This is a genomic window from Polaribacter sp. Asnod1-A03, from assembly GCF_045063585.1.
In the GTDB taxonomy this organism is placed as follows: domain Bacteria; phylum Bacteroidota; class Bacteroidia; order Flavobacteriales; family Flavobacteriaceae; genus Polaribacter.
On record NZ_JBEFOE010000009.1, the window covers coordinates 2,881,524 to 2,896,782 of the forward strand.

General features: G+C 30.2%; 10 protein-coding genes and 1 tRNA gene. 8 read left to right on the forward strand and 3 right to left on the reverse strand.

The genetic code is table 11. The features are described 5' to 3' along the window. Positions 1 to 2: 2 nt before the first annotated feature. Both dnaE and ACJJVY_RS12970 read right to left on the reverse strand, forming a co-directional pair. The gene (gene dnaE / locus ACJJVY_RS12965) at positions 3 to 4,340 is read right to left on the reverse strand and encodes a DNA polymerase III subunit alpha (RefSeq protein ID WP_405609402.1); all 4,338 of its coding nucleotides are present in this window, start codon (positions 4,338 to 4,340) and stop codon (positions 3 to 5) included. Positions 4,341 to 4,492: 152 nt separating this feature from the next. Further along, on the reverse strand, positions 4,493 to 4,939 hold the full coding sequence (locus ACJJVY_RS12970; RefSeq protein ID WP_405609405.1) for a PA2169 family four-helix-bundle protein: 447 nt from the start codon (positions 4,937 to 4,939) through the stop codon (positions 4,493 to 4,495). A 372-nt stretch (positions 4,940 to 5,311) separates the two neighbouring features. Between ACJJVY_RS12970 and ACJJVY_RS12975 the strand changes: the two genes are divergently transcribed. From ACJJVY_RS12975 to ACJJVY_RS12985, 3 genes are all read left to right on the forward strand, one after another. Further along, positions 5,312 to 8,485, forward strand: coding sequence for a carboxypeptidase regulatory-like domain-containing protein (locus ACJJVY_RS12975; RefSeq protein WP_405609408.1), 3,174 nt, complete (start codon positions 5,312 to 5,314; stop codon positions 8,483 to 8,485). Between the two features lie 73 nt (positions 8,486 to 8,558). Then, positions 8,559 to 9,560, forward strand: a complete 1,002-nt coding sequence (locus ACJJVY_RS12980) for an endonuclease/exonuclease/phosphatase family protein (protein ID WP_405609411.1) — start codon at positions 8,559 to 8,561, stop codon at positions 9,558 to 9,560. Positions 9,561 to 9,568: 8 nt separating this feature from the next. Further along, positions 9,569 to 10,918 carry an alkaline phosphatase family protein gene (locus ACJJVY_RS12985; protein ID WP_405609414.1) on the forward strand — a complete coding sequence of 450 codons (1,350 nt, stop codon included), beginning with the start codon at positions 9,569 to 9,571 and terminating at the stop codon, positions 10,916 to 10,918. Here the strand turns inward: ACJJVY_RS12985 and ACJJVY_RS12990 are convergent. Then, positions 10,907 to 11,536 carry a Crp/Fnr family transcriptional regulator gene (locus ACJJVY_RS12990; RefSeq protein ID WP_405609417.1) on the reverse strand — a complete coding sequence of 210 codons (630 nt, stop codon included), beginning with the start codon at positions 11,534 to 11,536 and terminating at the stop codon, positions 10,907 to 10,909. The two genes, ACJJVY_RS12985 and ACJJVY_RS12990, sit on opposite strands and share 12 nt — an antisense overlap. A 216-nt stretch (positions 11,537 to 11,752) precedes the next feature. On the opposite strand from ACJJVY_RS12990, the gene ACJJVY_RS12995 reads away from it, so the two are divergent. From ACJJVY_RS12995 to ACJJVY_RS13015, 5 genes are all read left to right on the forward strand, one after another. After that, the gene (locus ACJJVY_RS12995) at positions 11,753 to 12,289 is read left to right on the forward strand and encodes a 30S ribosomal protein S16 (RefSeq protein ID WP_405609420.1); all 537 of its coding nucleotides are present in this window, start codon (positions 11,753 to 11,755) and stop codon (positions 12,287 to 12,289) included. A gap of 19 nt (positions 12,290 to 12,308) precedes the next feature. Continuing rightward, positions 12,309 to 12,833: a ribosome maturation factor RimM gene (gene rimM / locus ACJJVY_RS13000; protein ID WP_405609423.1), complete on the forward strand. Its 525-nt coding sequence runs from the start codon at positions 12,309 to 12,311 to the stop codon at positions 12,831 to 12,833. Next, positions 12,832 to 12,918 (forward strand) — tRNA-Ser (locus tag ACJJVY_RS13005). Before rimM ends, ACJJVY_RS13005 begins: the two co-directional genes overlap by 2 nt. Before the next feature lie 374 nt (positions 12,919 to 13,292). After that, positions 13,293 to 13,988, forward strand: coding sequence for an RNA polymerase sigma factor (locus tag ACJJVY_RS13010; protein ID WP_405609426.1), 696 nt, complete (start codon positions 13,293 to 13,295; stop codon positions 13,986 to 13,988). Positions 13,989 to 14,091: 103 nt separating this feature from the next. Next, on the forward strand, positions 14,092 to 15,153 hold the full coding sequence (locus ACJJVY_RS13015; protein ID WP_405609429.1) for a FecR family protein: 1,062 nt from the start codon (positions 14,092 to 14,094) through the stop codon (positions 15,151 to 15,153). Positions 15,154 to 15,259 lie beyond the last annotated feature (106 nt).

Consider the following 15,259-nt stretch of genomic DNA (forward strand, 5'->3'; position numbering starts at 1 on the left):
TATTAATTTAATTTAAAATCAATCTGTTGACGTTCTAAAGTTGCTAATAATTCGTTAGAAATATTCACTTTTGTATTTCTACTCGGTAAACTTATTTCAATTTTTTCTTTTGCATCCCAAACTGTAAAATGAAGATTTTGTTTACCAGGACTCTTTTTTAAGATCGATTCTAAATTTAAAATAGTTTCTGTAGTAATTTCTTGTAAAGGAATCTTGATGGTTACTTTTTTACAAAGTTCATCCATAATATCGTGTAACAATTTAAAATCTGTAAATTTTAAGCGAGGTTCACCAGTTACACCTTCTTTATTTGTCCAACCAGGTTGAATGGTCGCTCTTACAAATAAGAAAGAATTCAAAGATAAAAAATGTTTCATTCTTAGATAATCTTCACCAAAAATTCTAAATTCGTGACTATCACCATAATCTTCCATTGTAAACATTGCCCAACCTTTACCTGCTTTAGAAACACGATGTTGCACATCTGTAACAATACCAGCAAAAGTTAAATTCATACCTACATATTTTGATAAATCATCTTTAAAGTGTTTTAAAGCAGCGTTGCAAAAAATCATTTCATTTTTAAAATCATCTAAAGGATGTGCTGAAATATAAATTCCGATTACTTCTTTTTCTTGTGATAAAAGTTCCATGGTTCCCCAAGTTTCACATTGTGGAATATCAGGTTCTGGAAACTGTACCGTAGAAGCTTCTCCAAACATAGAAACCTGTGCAGAGTTTTCGTTTTCTTGATATTTACTACCAAATTTCATAGCACGCTCTAAAAAAGTTTGTCCTTTTTCATCGGTTTCAAAATATTGAGCTCTGTGTGTATCTGTAAAGGAGTCGAAAGCACCGGCTTTAATTAAACTATCAAAAGATTTTTTATTTGCAGCTCTTAAATCTACACGTTTTGCTAAATCAAAAATAGATTTGTAATGTCCATTTTCTTCTCGTTCTTTAATAATTGCTCTAACCGCACCAGCACCAACACCTTTAACAGCAGCCATTCCAAAACGAACAGCTCCTTCTTTATTTACAGAAAATTTTAAGAAAGATTCGTTTAAATCAGGACCTAAAACTTCTAGTCCCATTCGTTTACATTCTTCCATAAAAAATGATACCGATTTAATATCATTCATATTATTGGAAAGTACAGAAGCCATATATTCTGCCGGATAATGGGCTTTTAAATAAGCTGTTTGATAAGCGATCCAAGCATAACAAGTAGAGTGAGATTTGTTAAATGCATAACTTGCAAAGGCTTCCCAATCTTTCCAGATTTTCTCTAATTTATCAGCATCATGACCATTTGCAGCAGCCTGTTCTACAAATTTTGGTTTCATTTTATCAAGAACCGCAATCTGTTTTTTACCCATCGCTTTACGTAAAACATCGGCTTCACCTTTGGTGAAATCTGCCAATTTTTGCGATAAAAGCATTACTTGCTCTTGGTAAACTGTAATTCCGTATGTTTCTGCCAAGTATTCCTCCATGGCAGGTAAATCGTACTCAATATCTTCTGTTCCGTGTTTTCTATTAATAAAAGACGGAATATATTCCATTGGTCCAGGACGATACAATGCATTCATTGCAATTAAATCAGCAAAAACGGTTGGTTTTAAAGAACGCATATGTTTCTGCATTCCGGGAGATTCATATTGAAAAACACCTACGGTTTCTCCTCTTTGGAATAACTCATACGTTTTTACATCTTCTAAAGAAAAATTCTCCGGATCTAAAGTAATTCCATGCCTTGCTTTAACAATTTTAACGGTGTCTTTAATTAAAGTCAGCGTTTTTAATCCCAAGAAATCCATTTTTAACAAACCAGCAGTTTCTACCACAGAATTGTCAAATTGGGTAACATACATGTCGGAATCTTTTGCTAAAGAAACCGGAACATAATTGGTAATATCTCCGGGAGTAATAATTACACCACAAGCGTGAATTCCTGTATTTCTAACAGAACCTTCTAATATTGTTGCCTTATTAATGGTTTCAGAAACCAAATCGGTTCCGTAAGACATGTTTTTTAATTCTTCTACAAGCTGCTTTTCTTCCGCACGTAAACCATCAACTTTACCTTTACTTTTAGCATCATCTCCAAAAATATTTTTCAGTTTAATTCCCGGAATTAACTTGGCAATTCTATCGGCTTCAAAAAGCGGTAAATCTAAAACTCTGGCAGTATCTCTAATTGAAGATTTTGCCGCCATGGTTCCGTAAGTAATAATTTGTGCAACTTGGTTGGCACCATATTTATCAATTACATAATCCATTACACGTCCACGTCCTTCATCATCAAAATCAATATCAATATCGGGCATCGATACACGTTCTGGATTTAAGAAACGCTCAAAAAGTAAATCGTATTTAATAGGATCTATATTTGTAATCCAAAGACAATAGGCAACTACAGAACCTGCTGCAGAACCCCGCCCAGGACCTACGGCAACATCCATTTTTCTTGCTGCTCTAATAAAATCTTCTACAATTAAGAAATATCCAGGGTATCCTGTTTTTTCAATAACTTCTAATTCAAAATCTAAACGTTCTTTAATCGATTCTGTAATTTCTCCATACCGTTTTTTAGCACCTTCAAAAGTTAAGTGTTTTAGAAAGTTATTCTCTCCACGTTTTCCATTATCTTTTTCATCTTCCGGATCTTTAAATTCATCACCAATATCAAAAGCGGGTAATAAAACGTCTCTTGCAAGGGTAAATATTTCTATTTTATCTACAATTTCTTGTATGTTACTAATGGCTTCTGGTAAGTCTGCAAAGAGCATTTTCATTTCGTCCGTAGACTTAAAATAATACTCTTGGTTTGGCAAACCATATCTATAACCACGCCCTTTACCAATAGGAGTAGCTTGTTTTTCTCCGTCTTTTACACACAATAAAATATCGTGCGCATTTGCATCTTTTTTCTCTAAATAAAAAGTATTGTTGGTGGCAATAATTTTTACATCATGCTTCTTAGAAAATTTTAATAAAGTTTCGTTTACAATTTTTTCGTCTTCCTGATCATGACGCATCAACTCGATATACAAATCGTCGTTAAATTGTTCTTTCCACCAAATCAAAGCATCTTCGGCTTGTTTTTCTCCTAAATTTAGAATTTTACTAGGAACTTCACCATATAAATTACCCGTTAAAACAATAATATCTTCTTTGTACTTTTCTACTAATGCTTTATCAATTCTTGGTACATAATAAAAACCATCAACAAAAGCTGCAGAAGACATTTTTGCTAAATTGTGATATCCATTTTTATTTTTTGCCAATAAAACAACTTGATAACCGTTGTCTTTTTGTGATTTATTTTTATGATCTTCACAAATATTAAACTCACAACCAATAATTGGTTTCATGGGAGTTTCTGCATTTTTATTATGACTTAAAACTGCATTTACAAAATGGAAAGCACCCATCATATTCGCAGTATCTGTCATTGCAACTGCTGGCATATTGTACTTTGCCGCAGCTTTTACAATATTACCCAGTTGCATGGTACTTTGTAAAACAGAATATTGCGTGTGATTGTGTAAATGTGAAAATTGTACGTTTTCTAATTCTGCTAAACCTTCTGATGTAGATTTTGTTTCTGCAGTACCTTTTAATTTTTCTAAACGTTTGCGAATTTTATCGCTTTCTTGTTTAAGGTTGATGTGTTTTAAACCAATTACCTGAATTGGTTTAGGATTTGCTTCAGAGAATTTTTTAAAATAATTTTCATCAACATCTAACTGCTCTTGTGTAAATTCTCTTAAACGAATTAACTCTAAAAAACAACGAGTTGTTGCCTCAACATCGGCAGTTGCATTGTGTGCTTCACCAAAACCAACGCCAAATAAATGATTGTGTAATTCTGTTAAGGTTGGCAGTTTAAATTTACCACCACGACCTCCAGGAATTTGACACATTGTAGCTGTTTTTTCTGTACAAGTATCTAAAAGTGGCAAAGTAGTTAAGTTGTTTTCTACACCTAATCTATGGAATTCACAACCCATAATATTAATATCAAAACCAACATTTTGTCCAACAATAAACTTGGTTTTTTTTAGCGCTTCATTAAACAGTTCTAAACCTTTGTCTAATTTTATTCCTTGTTCTTCGGCTAATTCTGTAGAAATTCCGTGAATTCTTTCTGCATCGTAAGGAATATTAAAATTTTCTGGTTGTATTAAAAAATCGTTGTGTTCTAATACATTTCCCATTGCATCATGTAGTTGCCATGCAATTTGTATACATCTTGGCCAATTGTCGGTATCGGTAATTGGTGCATTCCAGCTTTTTGGTAAACCGGTAGTTTCAGTATCAAAAATTAAGTACATAAAAGGCTTTTTGTTGATGAATTTAGAAAGTTAAAAGTACAAAAACAGGAGATTATTATATTGATAATTTAATATGATTTATCAACATAAAAAAAGCCAATCCATTTAAGGATTGACTTTAAATTAATTAACTATACTTAATTACAACTATTTTATGATAATTCTTCTTCTACCATTAATGTGTTAATAGCAGCTTGTATTTTTTGTTTTTGTTGTTCTAACATATTTCTAGTAGATGGAGCAAAAGAATCTTCTTTTAAGATTTCTTCATATTCATTAAAACTCGCTTTCTCTCCTCTAATTGCTTCTTCTAAAATTGCTTCTTCATCATTAGAGCTAAATAAAGATTTTAAAGACATCCAATTTCTGTGCATTGTACCTTTAAAAGAACCATTATCTTCTGGTATTTGCCCATAAGATAAGATTTCAGTTCTTAAATCTTTTGCAAATTGACTTCTTTCAGAGGCTCTTCTTTTAAAGAAAATTTTTAATGTAGTACTATCTACATTTTCAGCAGAATTAAGGTAACCTTTTTCGGCATCATAATTTTTTTCTAATAATTCGTTTAATTTGTTCGAAATTTTTTCTGTGTACTTCATAATATCGTTTTCATTTTAAATTTCAATAGATTATTTTAAGATGTGTATTGTTTCACATCTGTTGACATCTCAAAACTATAGAAATTTCATGCTCTTGATTGATGCAAAAGATTTGATTTTTGACTCATTTACTATTTTAAGAGATTCTTAAGTTTTTTTTTGAGTAAAATTCTAACAAAAAGATTGTCGTAAGTTTCTCTTCAATTGTAAAGGATTTAGAAGCGTTTTTATCACAAATTCTAATAGATAGAATCACTTTTCAATATTAAGAAACTTTTAAATTAATATTAAATCTAAATCAATGTTAATACTTAACATTAGTTATTATCTCTCCAGGTCTAGTTTTGATGCTTATTAAAACTAAATTATCTTATGAAACTATCGGTAGTAAAAATTCGTTTAACCATTAGTATGATGATTACTTTTGGATTATTCTTTTTAAGCATTCATCAATCTTTTGGGCAAGCAACAAATGCTTCAATAAAAGGAGTAATAACAGACAAAAGTGGAGAGCCTTTAATGGGTGCTACTATAATTGTTAAAAATACATCCACTGGATTTAGCTCTGGAGCTACAACTAGTGAAACAGGGAGTTACAAAATTCAACAATTACCTTTAGGAGGTCCTTATTCTGTAACTGCAAAGTATTTAGGTTTTGCAGAAGTGGTTAACAAAGGTTATTTATTAAACTTAAATGATGCCTTAACAGTTGATTTTGTTTTACAAGAATCTGCAACTTCTTTAGATGAAATTGTTATTTCTTCTAATGGTTTAGCAAAACGTATTCAACAAATAGGAGCTTCTACAAAAATTGGAGAAAGTCAAATTAAAAACTTACCATCAGAAGGAAGAAATTTTACCAGACTTACAAGTTTGTCTCCATTACAAGGAGCAGGAAGTCTAAATTTAGGAGGACAAAGAAGAACCTCTACAAATGTAACTATTGATGGTGTTAATTTTAGAAATACATTAACAGCAGGAGAAGTAGGTAGAGGTCCTTATACAATTTCTCAAGAAGCTATTAGAGAGTTTGAGGTTTCTACGAATGATTACGATGTAAGCCAAGGTCGTCAAGGTGGTGGTTCTATTACTTCTGTAACAAAGTCGGGTACTAATGAATTTGAGGGTAGTGCTTTCTTTTATCATAGAGCAGATAATCTTCAAAGTCAATATACAATTCAAGGACAAGATAGAGAAGCAGATTTCTATAACTCTCAATCTGGTTTTAGTTTAGGAGGTCCGATAATTAAAGATAAGTTACATTTTTTCTTAGTTTATGAAAGACAAGATGCAGGAGATCCTCAATTTATTGCAAATATACAAAGTGATAATGATGCAAATAATTTACAAATTTCAGAAGAAAGTTTAAATCGTTTTTTACAAATCGGTAGAGATAAATATGGCTTGAGCGATTCTCAACAAGTAGGGCAGTTTGATAGAGTAACAGAAGCTAATAATTTATTTTTTAGATTAGATTGGCAAATTAACGATAAGCATAGATTAACGTTTAGAAATCTATATAATAAATGGGACAATCCTTTAAGTGTAAGTGATAATTCTAATATAGAAGTTGCCGAATCTTATTCTGATTTTGAATCTCAAGAAAATAGTATGTTTCTGTCGCTACGTTCAGCTTTTTCATCGAGTGTAACTAATGAATTTAAGGTGCAATATCAGCATGCAGAACGTATTTATGCTCCTAATTCAGAATTGCCATCACAAAATATACCAAGAGCAATTGTACAGGTAGAATCTGTTTTGCCAAATGGGAATAGCAGTAGTAGAAGTGTACAATTAGGAGGTCAACGTTATTCGCCAGAAACTAATTTAGAAAATCAATTGCAGATATCAAATACAACATATGTTAATTCTGGTAAGTTTAATTTTACGTTTGGTACAGATAATTTAATTACCTATTTAGAAACGCAACTATCTAATGAGCAAAATGGTCGTTTTTTCTTTGATTCTCTAGATGATTTCGAAAATTTAAATGCTTCTAGATATGCAAGAGAAGTACCTTTACAAGGCTCTTCTTTAGTGAAACAAACTGTTTTAGATTTATCACTTTTTGCTCAGGTAGAATTTAATGTAAATCCTAATTTAAATCTTGCGGCAGGTATCCGTTATGATGCAACAGCTTTTTTAGATGATGCAGAATATAATTCTTTAGTGGATCAAGAATTAGGAATTCGTACCGATGTAAAACCAGAAGATTTTGATAATATTCAACCAAGAGTTCAATTAACTTGGAATATTGAAGGAAATGATACTGATATTTTAAAAATTGGTGGAGGTGTCTTTACTTCTCAACCGCATTATTATGCACAAGTTAATAATATTCAGAATAGTGGAACTTTATTAGGAGCTATTGATGTTACAGGTGCAAATGTACCAACACCAGATTTTGGAGGGTATAGAAATGACCCAAGTACTGTACCTGGTGTTCCAGAAGGTGTAACTCCTTTCTCAACGATTAATGCTGTAAGTCCAGATTTCGAAGTACCTACAATTTATAAAGCAAATGTAAATTATACTCACTTTTTTGGAGATAGATATAGTTTAGGAGTAAATGCAATTTTTAGTCATACTAAAAATAATTACGTATACCAAGAAGCTAATTTAGTTGCAGAACCTTATTTTGTAACACCACAAGGTAGAGAGGTTTTTGTGCCTGCTAATACTATTACTGAAAATGGTTACACAGATTGGACAGAGTCTAGAGTTTCTGACTTAGTAGGTAGAACTTTAGTTTTAACGTCTGATGGTATTTTAGACAATCTAGCCTTAGTAGTAGATGGTTCTGCTAAAATAGGAAAGGATGGTTATGTAAATGCTAGTTTTACTATAAATCGTTCTAAAGATAATTCATCATACAACTGTTGTGTTGCTAATACATCTACTTTTCTTCCTGTTAAAGGAGATCCTAGAGATTTAAATTATGGTTATTCGGATAATCATTTTGATACTAAAATTGTGGTAAATGGAGCAACACCAACTTATAAAGGGTTTACGTTAGGAGCAACTATTGTAGGTACTGGAGGTACAAGGTATTCTCTAGAGTCTGGAGGAAATAGAAGTGCTAATGGAGATTTTAATTTAAGTAATGAAATTGCATATATTTTTAACCCAAATGACGCTAGTACACCAGATTATATTAAGGATAGTTATAATCAAGTATTAAATGATCCACAAACTTCTCAAGGATTTAAAGATTATTTAAAAGAAAGTTATGGTGGTTTTGCAGAAAGAAACGGAGGAAAAAATCCTTTTAGTGCAACAGTAGATCTTCGTCTTGTAAAAAAGTTTAGTTTTTTAAACCCTAAACATGCTTTAGAGTTATCTGCAGACGTTTTTAACTTTATGAACTTATTAAATAAAGAATGGGGACGCAGTCATGATTTTGGAGATAGAAGTTTTATGAATATTAACGGATTTGATCAAGCAACAAACAGTTACCAATACAACATACAAACAGGTGCTGGTACAGAACCAATAAACGGAACTCCTTGGAGATTGCAGTTTGGTGTAAGATATTCGTTTAATTAAAAAAGAGTTTGTTTAATTTTTTATTTGGGGTTTGATACTTCTCTATCAAGCCCCTTTTTAAATAATATAAATTATGAAAAACAGTATTTATAGTATTCTATTTTTAACTTTAATAGGATGTGTTAGTTCTAAAAACTTAATAGAAAAAGATGTTTCCTTTTCTAAAGAAAGTTATATCGCTAAAAACAATGGAGAGGTAATACCTTCGGGATATGTTTATTCTAAAGAAAATAGTTTTAAAGTTCTTTCTTGGAATGTAGAGCATTTTGTAGATTCTTTTGATGACCCTTATATAGATTCTAAAAGAGAAAATACACCAGATTCTTTAATGGGTGATAAAGTAGCTAATTTAGCAATTGCTTTAAAAAAAATAGATGCAGATGTTGTTGTTTTGCAAGAATTCGAAAGTGCAAAATTTTTAAGAAGTATTGCTGATGAAAAATTGCAAAATATGGGATATAAATATTTTGCAGATGTACCTAGTCATGGTTGGTATATGAATGTAGTTGTTATGAGTAAGTTTCCGTTAGGTGTTATTTATGGTTATGGCAATGTAACAACGCCACTTTTAGAGTATAAAAATGAAGAAGGACAATTAGAAACACAAAATACTTTAAACACCAGAATGTGGTCTTTAGAAGTGTATCCTACTCCAGATTATAATTTTTTACTTACTGGTGTTCATTTAAAAGCAGGTAGAGGAGAAAGAAATATAGCAATGAGAAAAGGTCAGATTAATTTTTTAAAACAACAGTTTAAAAGATTCTTAAAAGAAGACAAGAGTAAAAATATTTTAGTAGTTGGCGATTTTAATAGTTTATTAGGTAGTGAAGAAATTAATTTATTTCTAAATGAAAAAAGAAATAGAGAAAAATTTATAGATCCATTACCAAGAACAGTAATGACACACACTTCAGATGACCCTAAACGTAGGTTAGATTATATATTGATGAATACCAATATGTATAAAGAATATAAAGAAAATTCTGCGTCAGTACCTCAACTTTTTTTACCAAAAAAAATGAGAGAAATTAGTGATCATTTACCAGTAACCACAACATTTATAATTAAATAAGAGAAAAAATGAAAAATTTATATTTAATAACAATAGTTTTAATTCTTGCTATTCAGAATGCTATAGCTCAAGAGCAATCAAAATCAGAACATGTTATTTTAATTTCTATAGACGGATTCCGTCCTAATTTTTATCAAGAATCAAAATGGCCAGCACCTAACCTTAAAAATATGGCAAAAGAAGGGGTAAGTGCAAATGGGGTAAGAGGTATTTTTCCTTCAGTAACTTATCCTTCACATACAACGCTTATTACTGGAGCTTTTCCTGCAACTCACGGAATATATTATAATAGTCCGTTTGAAGAAAAAGGGCAAACAGGAAAATGGTATTGGGAAAGAAGTTTGATACAAACAGAAACGCTTTGGGATGCGGTAAGGAAAGTAGGGAAGACAAGTGCTAGTTTTATTTGGCCAGTTTCTGTAGAAGCTGCAATAGATTATAATATTCCAGAAGTTTGGACTTTAGATAGAGATTATGGTAGAATAGAACCAATGAGAGATCATGAAACACCAAAAGGACTTTTAGAAGAAATGGAGACAGCTGTTTTAGGTGAAATGAATGAAGATACTTTTAATGGAGATAATTTAACTAGAGAAGACAGAACTGGGGAAATGGCAGCTTATGTTTTAGCGAAGTATAAACCTAATTTAATGACAGTGCATTTAATTGCTACAGATCATTTTCAGCATGAACAAGGTAGAAATGGTAAAAAGGTTCATACAGCAATTGCAGCAGTAGATAGAGCAATAGGTAAAATTATAGAAGCAGCAGAAAAATCTAATATTTTAGATAAGACAACTTTTATAATTACAGGAGATCATGGTTTTGTAGATATACATTCAGCTTTAAATCCTAATATATGGTTAGTAGAAGAAAACTTAATGGAGTCAAAAAATAATAGAGGAGATTGGAAAGCTACTTTTCATACGCAAGGAGCTTCTGCTTTTTTACATTTAAAAGATAAAAATGATAAAATAACACTTTCTAAAATTAGAGAAAAGTTAAATAGCCTTCCAAATTCAGTTAAAAAACTTTTTCGTATTGTAGAGAAAGAAGAATTAACAAGTATTGGTGCAGACCCTAATGTTGTATTGGCTTTAAACCCGATACCAGGTGTTGCAATGTCTGGAGGTTTTTCTGGAGATGTTTTAACAAAAAGAAGTGGAGGTACACACGGCTATTTTCCAGATTTTCACCAAATAGAAACTGGTTTTATTACATGGGGAGCAGGGATTTCTGAAGGTAAAGTAATATCAAAATTAGGACTAGAAGATATAGCTCCAATTATAAGTGAATTACTTAACCTTAACTTTAATAGTAAAGATGGTGTTTTATTTCCTGGAATTTTAAAAGATTAATTGTTTTTCTTTCTGTAATATAGAAGAAACAGTTTGACGGGTGACCCCAATAAGGTCACCCATATCTTGTTTAGTTAATAAATTAAATAAAATATGAGATTTTCCATTGGTATCTTCTATAGGAACGCTGTAGTGATTCTGAAGAGAAATTATTCTTTCTTCGAGATGTTTTTCTTTGATATTTTTTAATTTTACTTCTGCAGCACACCATCTTTTTATTAGATAAGAAATAAACCAGTTAGAAATAAAAGGGTTAATTAGTACAGTTGTTTTAAAAAAATCTAAATTATATAATCTAATTTTACTATCTATTATTGCTTTAGAGTATTCTTGAAATTGACCATTTAGATATTTAAAATTACCAAAAAACTCTGTATGTGGTAAAACTTCATAAACAAAACTTTCTCCATCATCAGAATATCCACCAAGTTTTACAGCACCTTGAATAATTTCATAGATATAATTTTCTTTATTTGGAGGTAGGTAGATATAATCATTTTTTTTTACGCTTATCTCTTGTATGTTTTCTTCATTAAAAAATATTTTTAAATTATTTATTTCAGAAAAAAGATCGAAATCTTTAAAACCTTCATTATTTGGTCTGGTAGTGTTGTACATAATAAACTAGTTTAGTGGTTAAAAATAGATGTTCAGAGAAGTTTCTATGTTAAGCAATTATTATTTAACATCTTAAAAGTTTATTTAAATAAGTAAATTATTGATAAACAAAAGAGTTAGTTACTTTAAAATAATTTTGTATTTTTGCGCCCACTTACTACGAGATAGTAAGATTATTAATAATCAAGGTCGAGAACCTTAAAAAATTAACAAATTATGTCTGTAAAGATTAGATTACAAAGACACGGTAAAAAAGGTAAGCCATTCTATTGGATCGTTGCTGCTGATGCTCGTGCAAAAAGAGATGGTAAATACTTAGAAAAAATTGGTACTTACAATCCTAATGTTAACCCTGCAATTATCGATTTAAACGTTGATAAAGCTGTAGAATGGTTACAAAACGGAGCGCAACCTACAGATACTGCAAAAAATATTTTGTCTTATAAAGGTGCAATGTTAAAAAACCATTTAGTTGGTGGTGTTAGAAAAGGAGCTTTAACTCAAGAACAAGCAGATGCAAAATTTACAGTTTGGTTAGAAGAGAAAAATGCAAAAATTTCTGCAAAAGAAGAAGGTTTAACTAAAGCGGAAGCTGATGCAAAAGCAAAAGCATTTGCAGCAGAAAAAGCAGTTAACGAAGCAAGAATTGCTGCTGCAACTCCAGAAACTGAAGAGGCTGGTGATGCAAGTGACGAGGTAGAAGCATTAGAAGTTGCTGCTGAAGAAGGAGCAGAAGACAAAGCAGCAGAATAAATTATAAATTTATACGACTATGCGTAAAGAAGATTGTTTTTATTTAGGCAAAATCGTAACAAAATATAGTTTTAAAGGGGAAGTTGTTATCAAATTAGATACAGACGAACCTGAGTTGTACACAGAAATGGAATCAGTTTATGTCGAATTTGGCACAAACTTGGTTCCATTTTTTATTGAAAAAAGTTCATTGCACAAAGGGAATCAGTTACGTGTTCAGTTTGAAGATATTTATTCTGAAGAAGAGGCTGATTCTATTTTAAAATGTGAAATTTATTTACCGAATACGATGTTGCCTAAATTAACAGGTGATAAATTTTATTATCACGAAGTAATTGGGTTTACAGTTGTTGATGCCAATTTTGGTAAAGTAGGTACAATTGTACATATTAATGATAAAGCGGCACAACCACTTTTTGAAATCGACAGAGATGGAACTGAAATTTTTATCCCTATGGTTGATGATTTTATTAAAAAAGTAGATAGAGAAAATAAAATAATACAAGTAGAAGCACCAGACGGTCTGATAGCTTTGTATATTTAGAAAGGTGTCTGAGTGGTCGAAAGAGCTACCCTGGAAAGGTAGTATACTGGCAACGGTATCGAGGGTTCGAATCCCTTCCTTTCTGCTGAAATAAAACTTACAAATTGTTACAAGATTTAATAAAAAAACCTATAAGATGTTTATCTTATAGGTTTTTTTATTACTTATAAGTAGCAAAAAATAATTATAGTAATTACTGTTCTGTCTATTTATATTTCATTTTAATTTTTGAATAAATATAAGCTTTTTATTGTTTTGTATATTGAGGTATAAGTTGTGATATGGTAATTTTAGTGCTTTTTTTTTATGTAAATAATATTTTTATTTAATTTTTTTCTTTAAATCATCTTTTTTAATAATTATATGATAATTTAGTCTATAAAACTAAAAAGGTTTACTTAATATATTGTGTTGCCCTTACAACCCTTTTAATAGAGTAAGAATATAAAGTAGAAATTTATGCAAGAATATGGAGAGCTCGCATTGGCTTTAGTAGCAAAAAATAATCTTAATACCTCTGCAATAGATCAAGTAGTAGAAACGAGCGAAAGTGATATTTTTCCTAAAGAGAAATCTGATGCTTTAATTTGGAAAGAATTAAAGAAAGGGAAAAAAATAGCTTTAGGAGAGCTTTATGATAGGTATGTAAATATATTATTTTCTTACGGAATGTATCACTCTAAAGATAGAGGGTATGTTATGGATTGTATTCACGATTTGTTTGTGGATTTATATAAATATAGAAATAGCCTTTCTAAAACTGATAATGTTAAGTATTATCTTTTTAAATCTTTAAAAAGAAAGATTAATAAAAAATATCATAAAAAAAATACTTCTGTTTCTTTAGATGATTTTGATTACGAAATAGATGCTATGAATAAAAAGCATTCAGATTCTTGTGAAAAAGAGATCATAAAAGAAGAGCATATTTTCGAAAGAAATACGAGATTAAAAAAAGCAATGGAAACTTTAAGTGATAAACAAAGAGAAGTCTTGATTTTAAAGTTTGATCAAGAAAAATCTTACGAAGAAATTTCTATGATAATAGGGGTTTCTGTAGAGTCTGCTAGAACATCTGTATACAGAGCAATTAAAGCATTAAGAAAATTAAATTTTACTGTTTTGTTCTTAGAATTAACCTGTTGTTTCTTGTAAAAAAATAAATTTTATGTCTATAATAAACTAAAGATGTGCTATTAGTTATATCATATTCAACCAAAGCTTTTTAAAAATTAATAAAAGAGAACACAAATAAAAAATGAAAATTAATAAGTCTAATAAAGTTAAAATTTTACCAATTACAGAGTTGGAGAAAACAGCTTTAAAGAGTAAGATTTTTAATTCTGTTGATAACCTTAGCTATAGAAGAAGTAGAAGAAATAAAGGTTTAGCAATGAGTCTAGCTTTTTCACTTGTTTTTTTAATAGGTGGTTTTTTGTATTATCAAAACCAACCAACTAATTCAATAACAGATTTTGTAAATGCATCAAAACCTATAGATTTTAGTAAAGCAAATGAAGTTGTATTAGTTTTAGGTGATGGAGAGAACTTAAAAATAGATAAGAAAGATAGTAATATTAATTATTCTAAAACTGGTAATAAATTAACAATCGGTGGTGATACTGAGATAGAACAAGAAACTACTAGAAATAGTAAAATTGCATATAACACTTTGATAATCCCTTATGGTAAAAGATCTAAAATAAATCTTTCAGACGGAACGATTGTCTGGTTAAATTCTGGTTCTAAACTAATATATCCTGTAGCTTTTAATGGGGATAGAAGAGAATTATATTTAGAAGGAGAGGCAATTTTTGATGTTGCTCACGATAAAAATCATCCTTTTATTGTGATGTCTAAAGATCAGGAGGTTAAAGTTTTGGGAACTGTATTTGGAGTAACAAGTTATCCTGAAGAAGGGGTAATTAATACAGTGTTAAAAAGTGGAAGTGTACAAATTAATTATCATAATGATCCAGAATTACATCATTATTCAGATAAAATTAAAATTACACCAGGCACAAAGGCGACTTATAATAAAGAGAGTAAGAGTATAATATCAGAAAAAGTGAATGTAAATAATTATTTTTCTTGGAGAGATGGATTTTTAATCTTTAAAAATAATGATTTGCATTATGTAATGAATCGTATTGCTAGATACTACAATTTAAAAATAGATATTAAAAATGAAGAGTTAGCCAAAGAAAAGTTTTCTGGTTATTTAGATTTAAATGAAAATATAGATAAAGTGGTTAAAAACATTAGCGCAAGTACAAATATGAAATATATTATTGAAGCAAATAAGATAACTATTAATTAAACAGAAATAATTTATGAAGTGAAACTATTATTTGAATTACTAAAAAGACCAGAAGATGCGCCAACATCTTCTGGCTTATTTTAATCACATTGCTGTAGAGAACAGC

Bases quoted from the DNA above. Each gene is read 5' to 3' on its own strand.
- rimM (WP_405609423.1), top strand. From the start codon at position 12,309: ATGCGTAAAGAAGATTGTTTTTATTTAGGCAAAATCGTAACAAAATAT.
- ACJJVY_RS12990 (WP_405609417.1), bottom strand. From the start codon at position 11,536: ATGTACAACACTACCAGACCAAATAATGAAGGTTTTAAAGATTTCGAT.
- dnaE (WP_405609402.1), bottom strand. From the start codon at position 4,340: ATGTACTTAATTTTTGATACTGAAACTACCGGTTTACCAAAAAGCTGG.
- ACJJVY_RS12995 (WP_405609420.1), top strand. From the start codon at position 11,753: ATGTCTGTAAAGATTAGATTACAAAGACACGGTAAAAAAGGTAAGCCA.
- ACJJVY_RS13015 (WP_405609429.1), top strand. From the start codon at position 14,092: ATGAAAATTAATAAGTCTAATAAAGTTAAAATTTTACCAATTACAGAG.
- ACJJVY_RS13010 (WP_405609426.1), top strand. From the start codon at position 13,293: ATGCAAGAATATGGAGAGCTCGCATTGGCTTTAGTAGCAAAAAATAAT.
- ACJJVY_RS12980 (WP_405609411.1), top strand. From the start codon at position 8,559: ATGAAAAACAGTATTTATAGTATTCTATTTTTAACTTTAATAGGATGT.
- ACJJVY_RS12975 (WP_405609408.1), top strand. From the start codon at position 5,312: ATGAAACTATCGGTAGTAAAAATTCGTTTAACCATTAGTATGATGATT.
- ACJJVY_RS12985 (WP_405609414.1), top strand. From the start codon at position 9,569: ATGAAAAATTTATATTTAATAACAATAGTTTTAATTCTTGCTATTCAG.
- ACJJVY_RS12970 (WP_405609405.1), bottom strand. From the start codon at position 4,939: ATGAAGTACACAGAAAAAATTTCGAACAAATTAAACGAATTATTAGAA.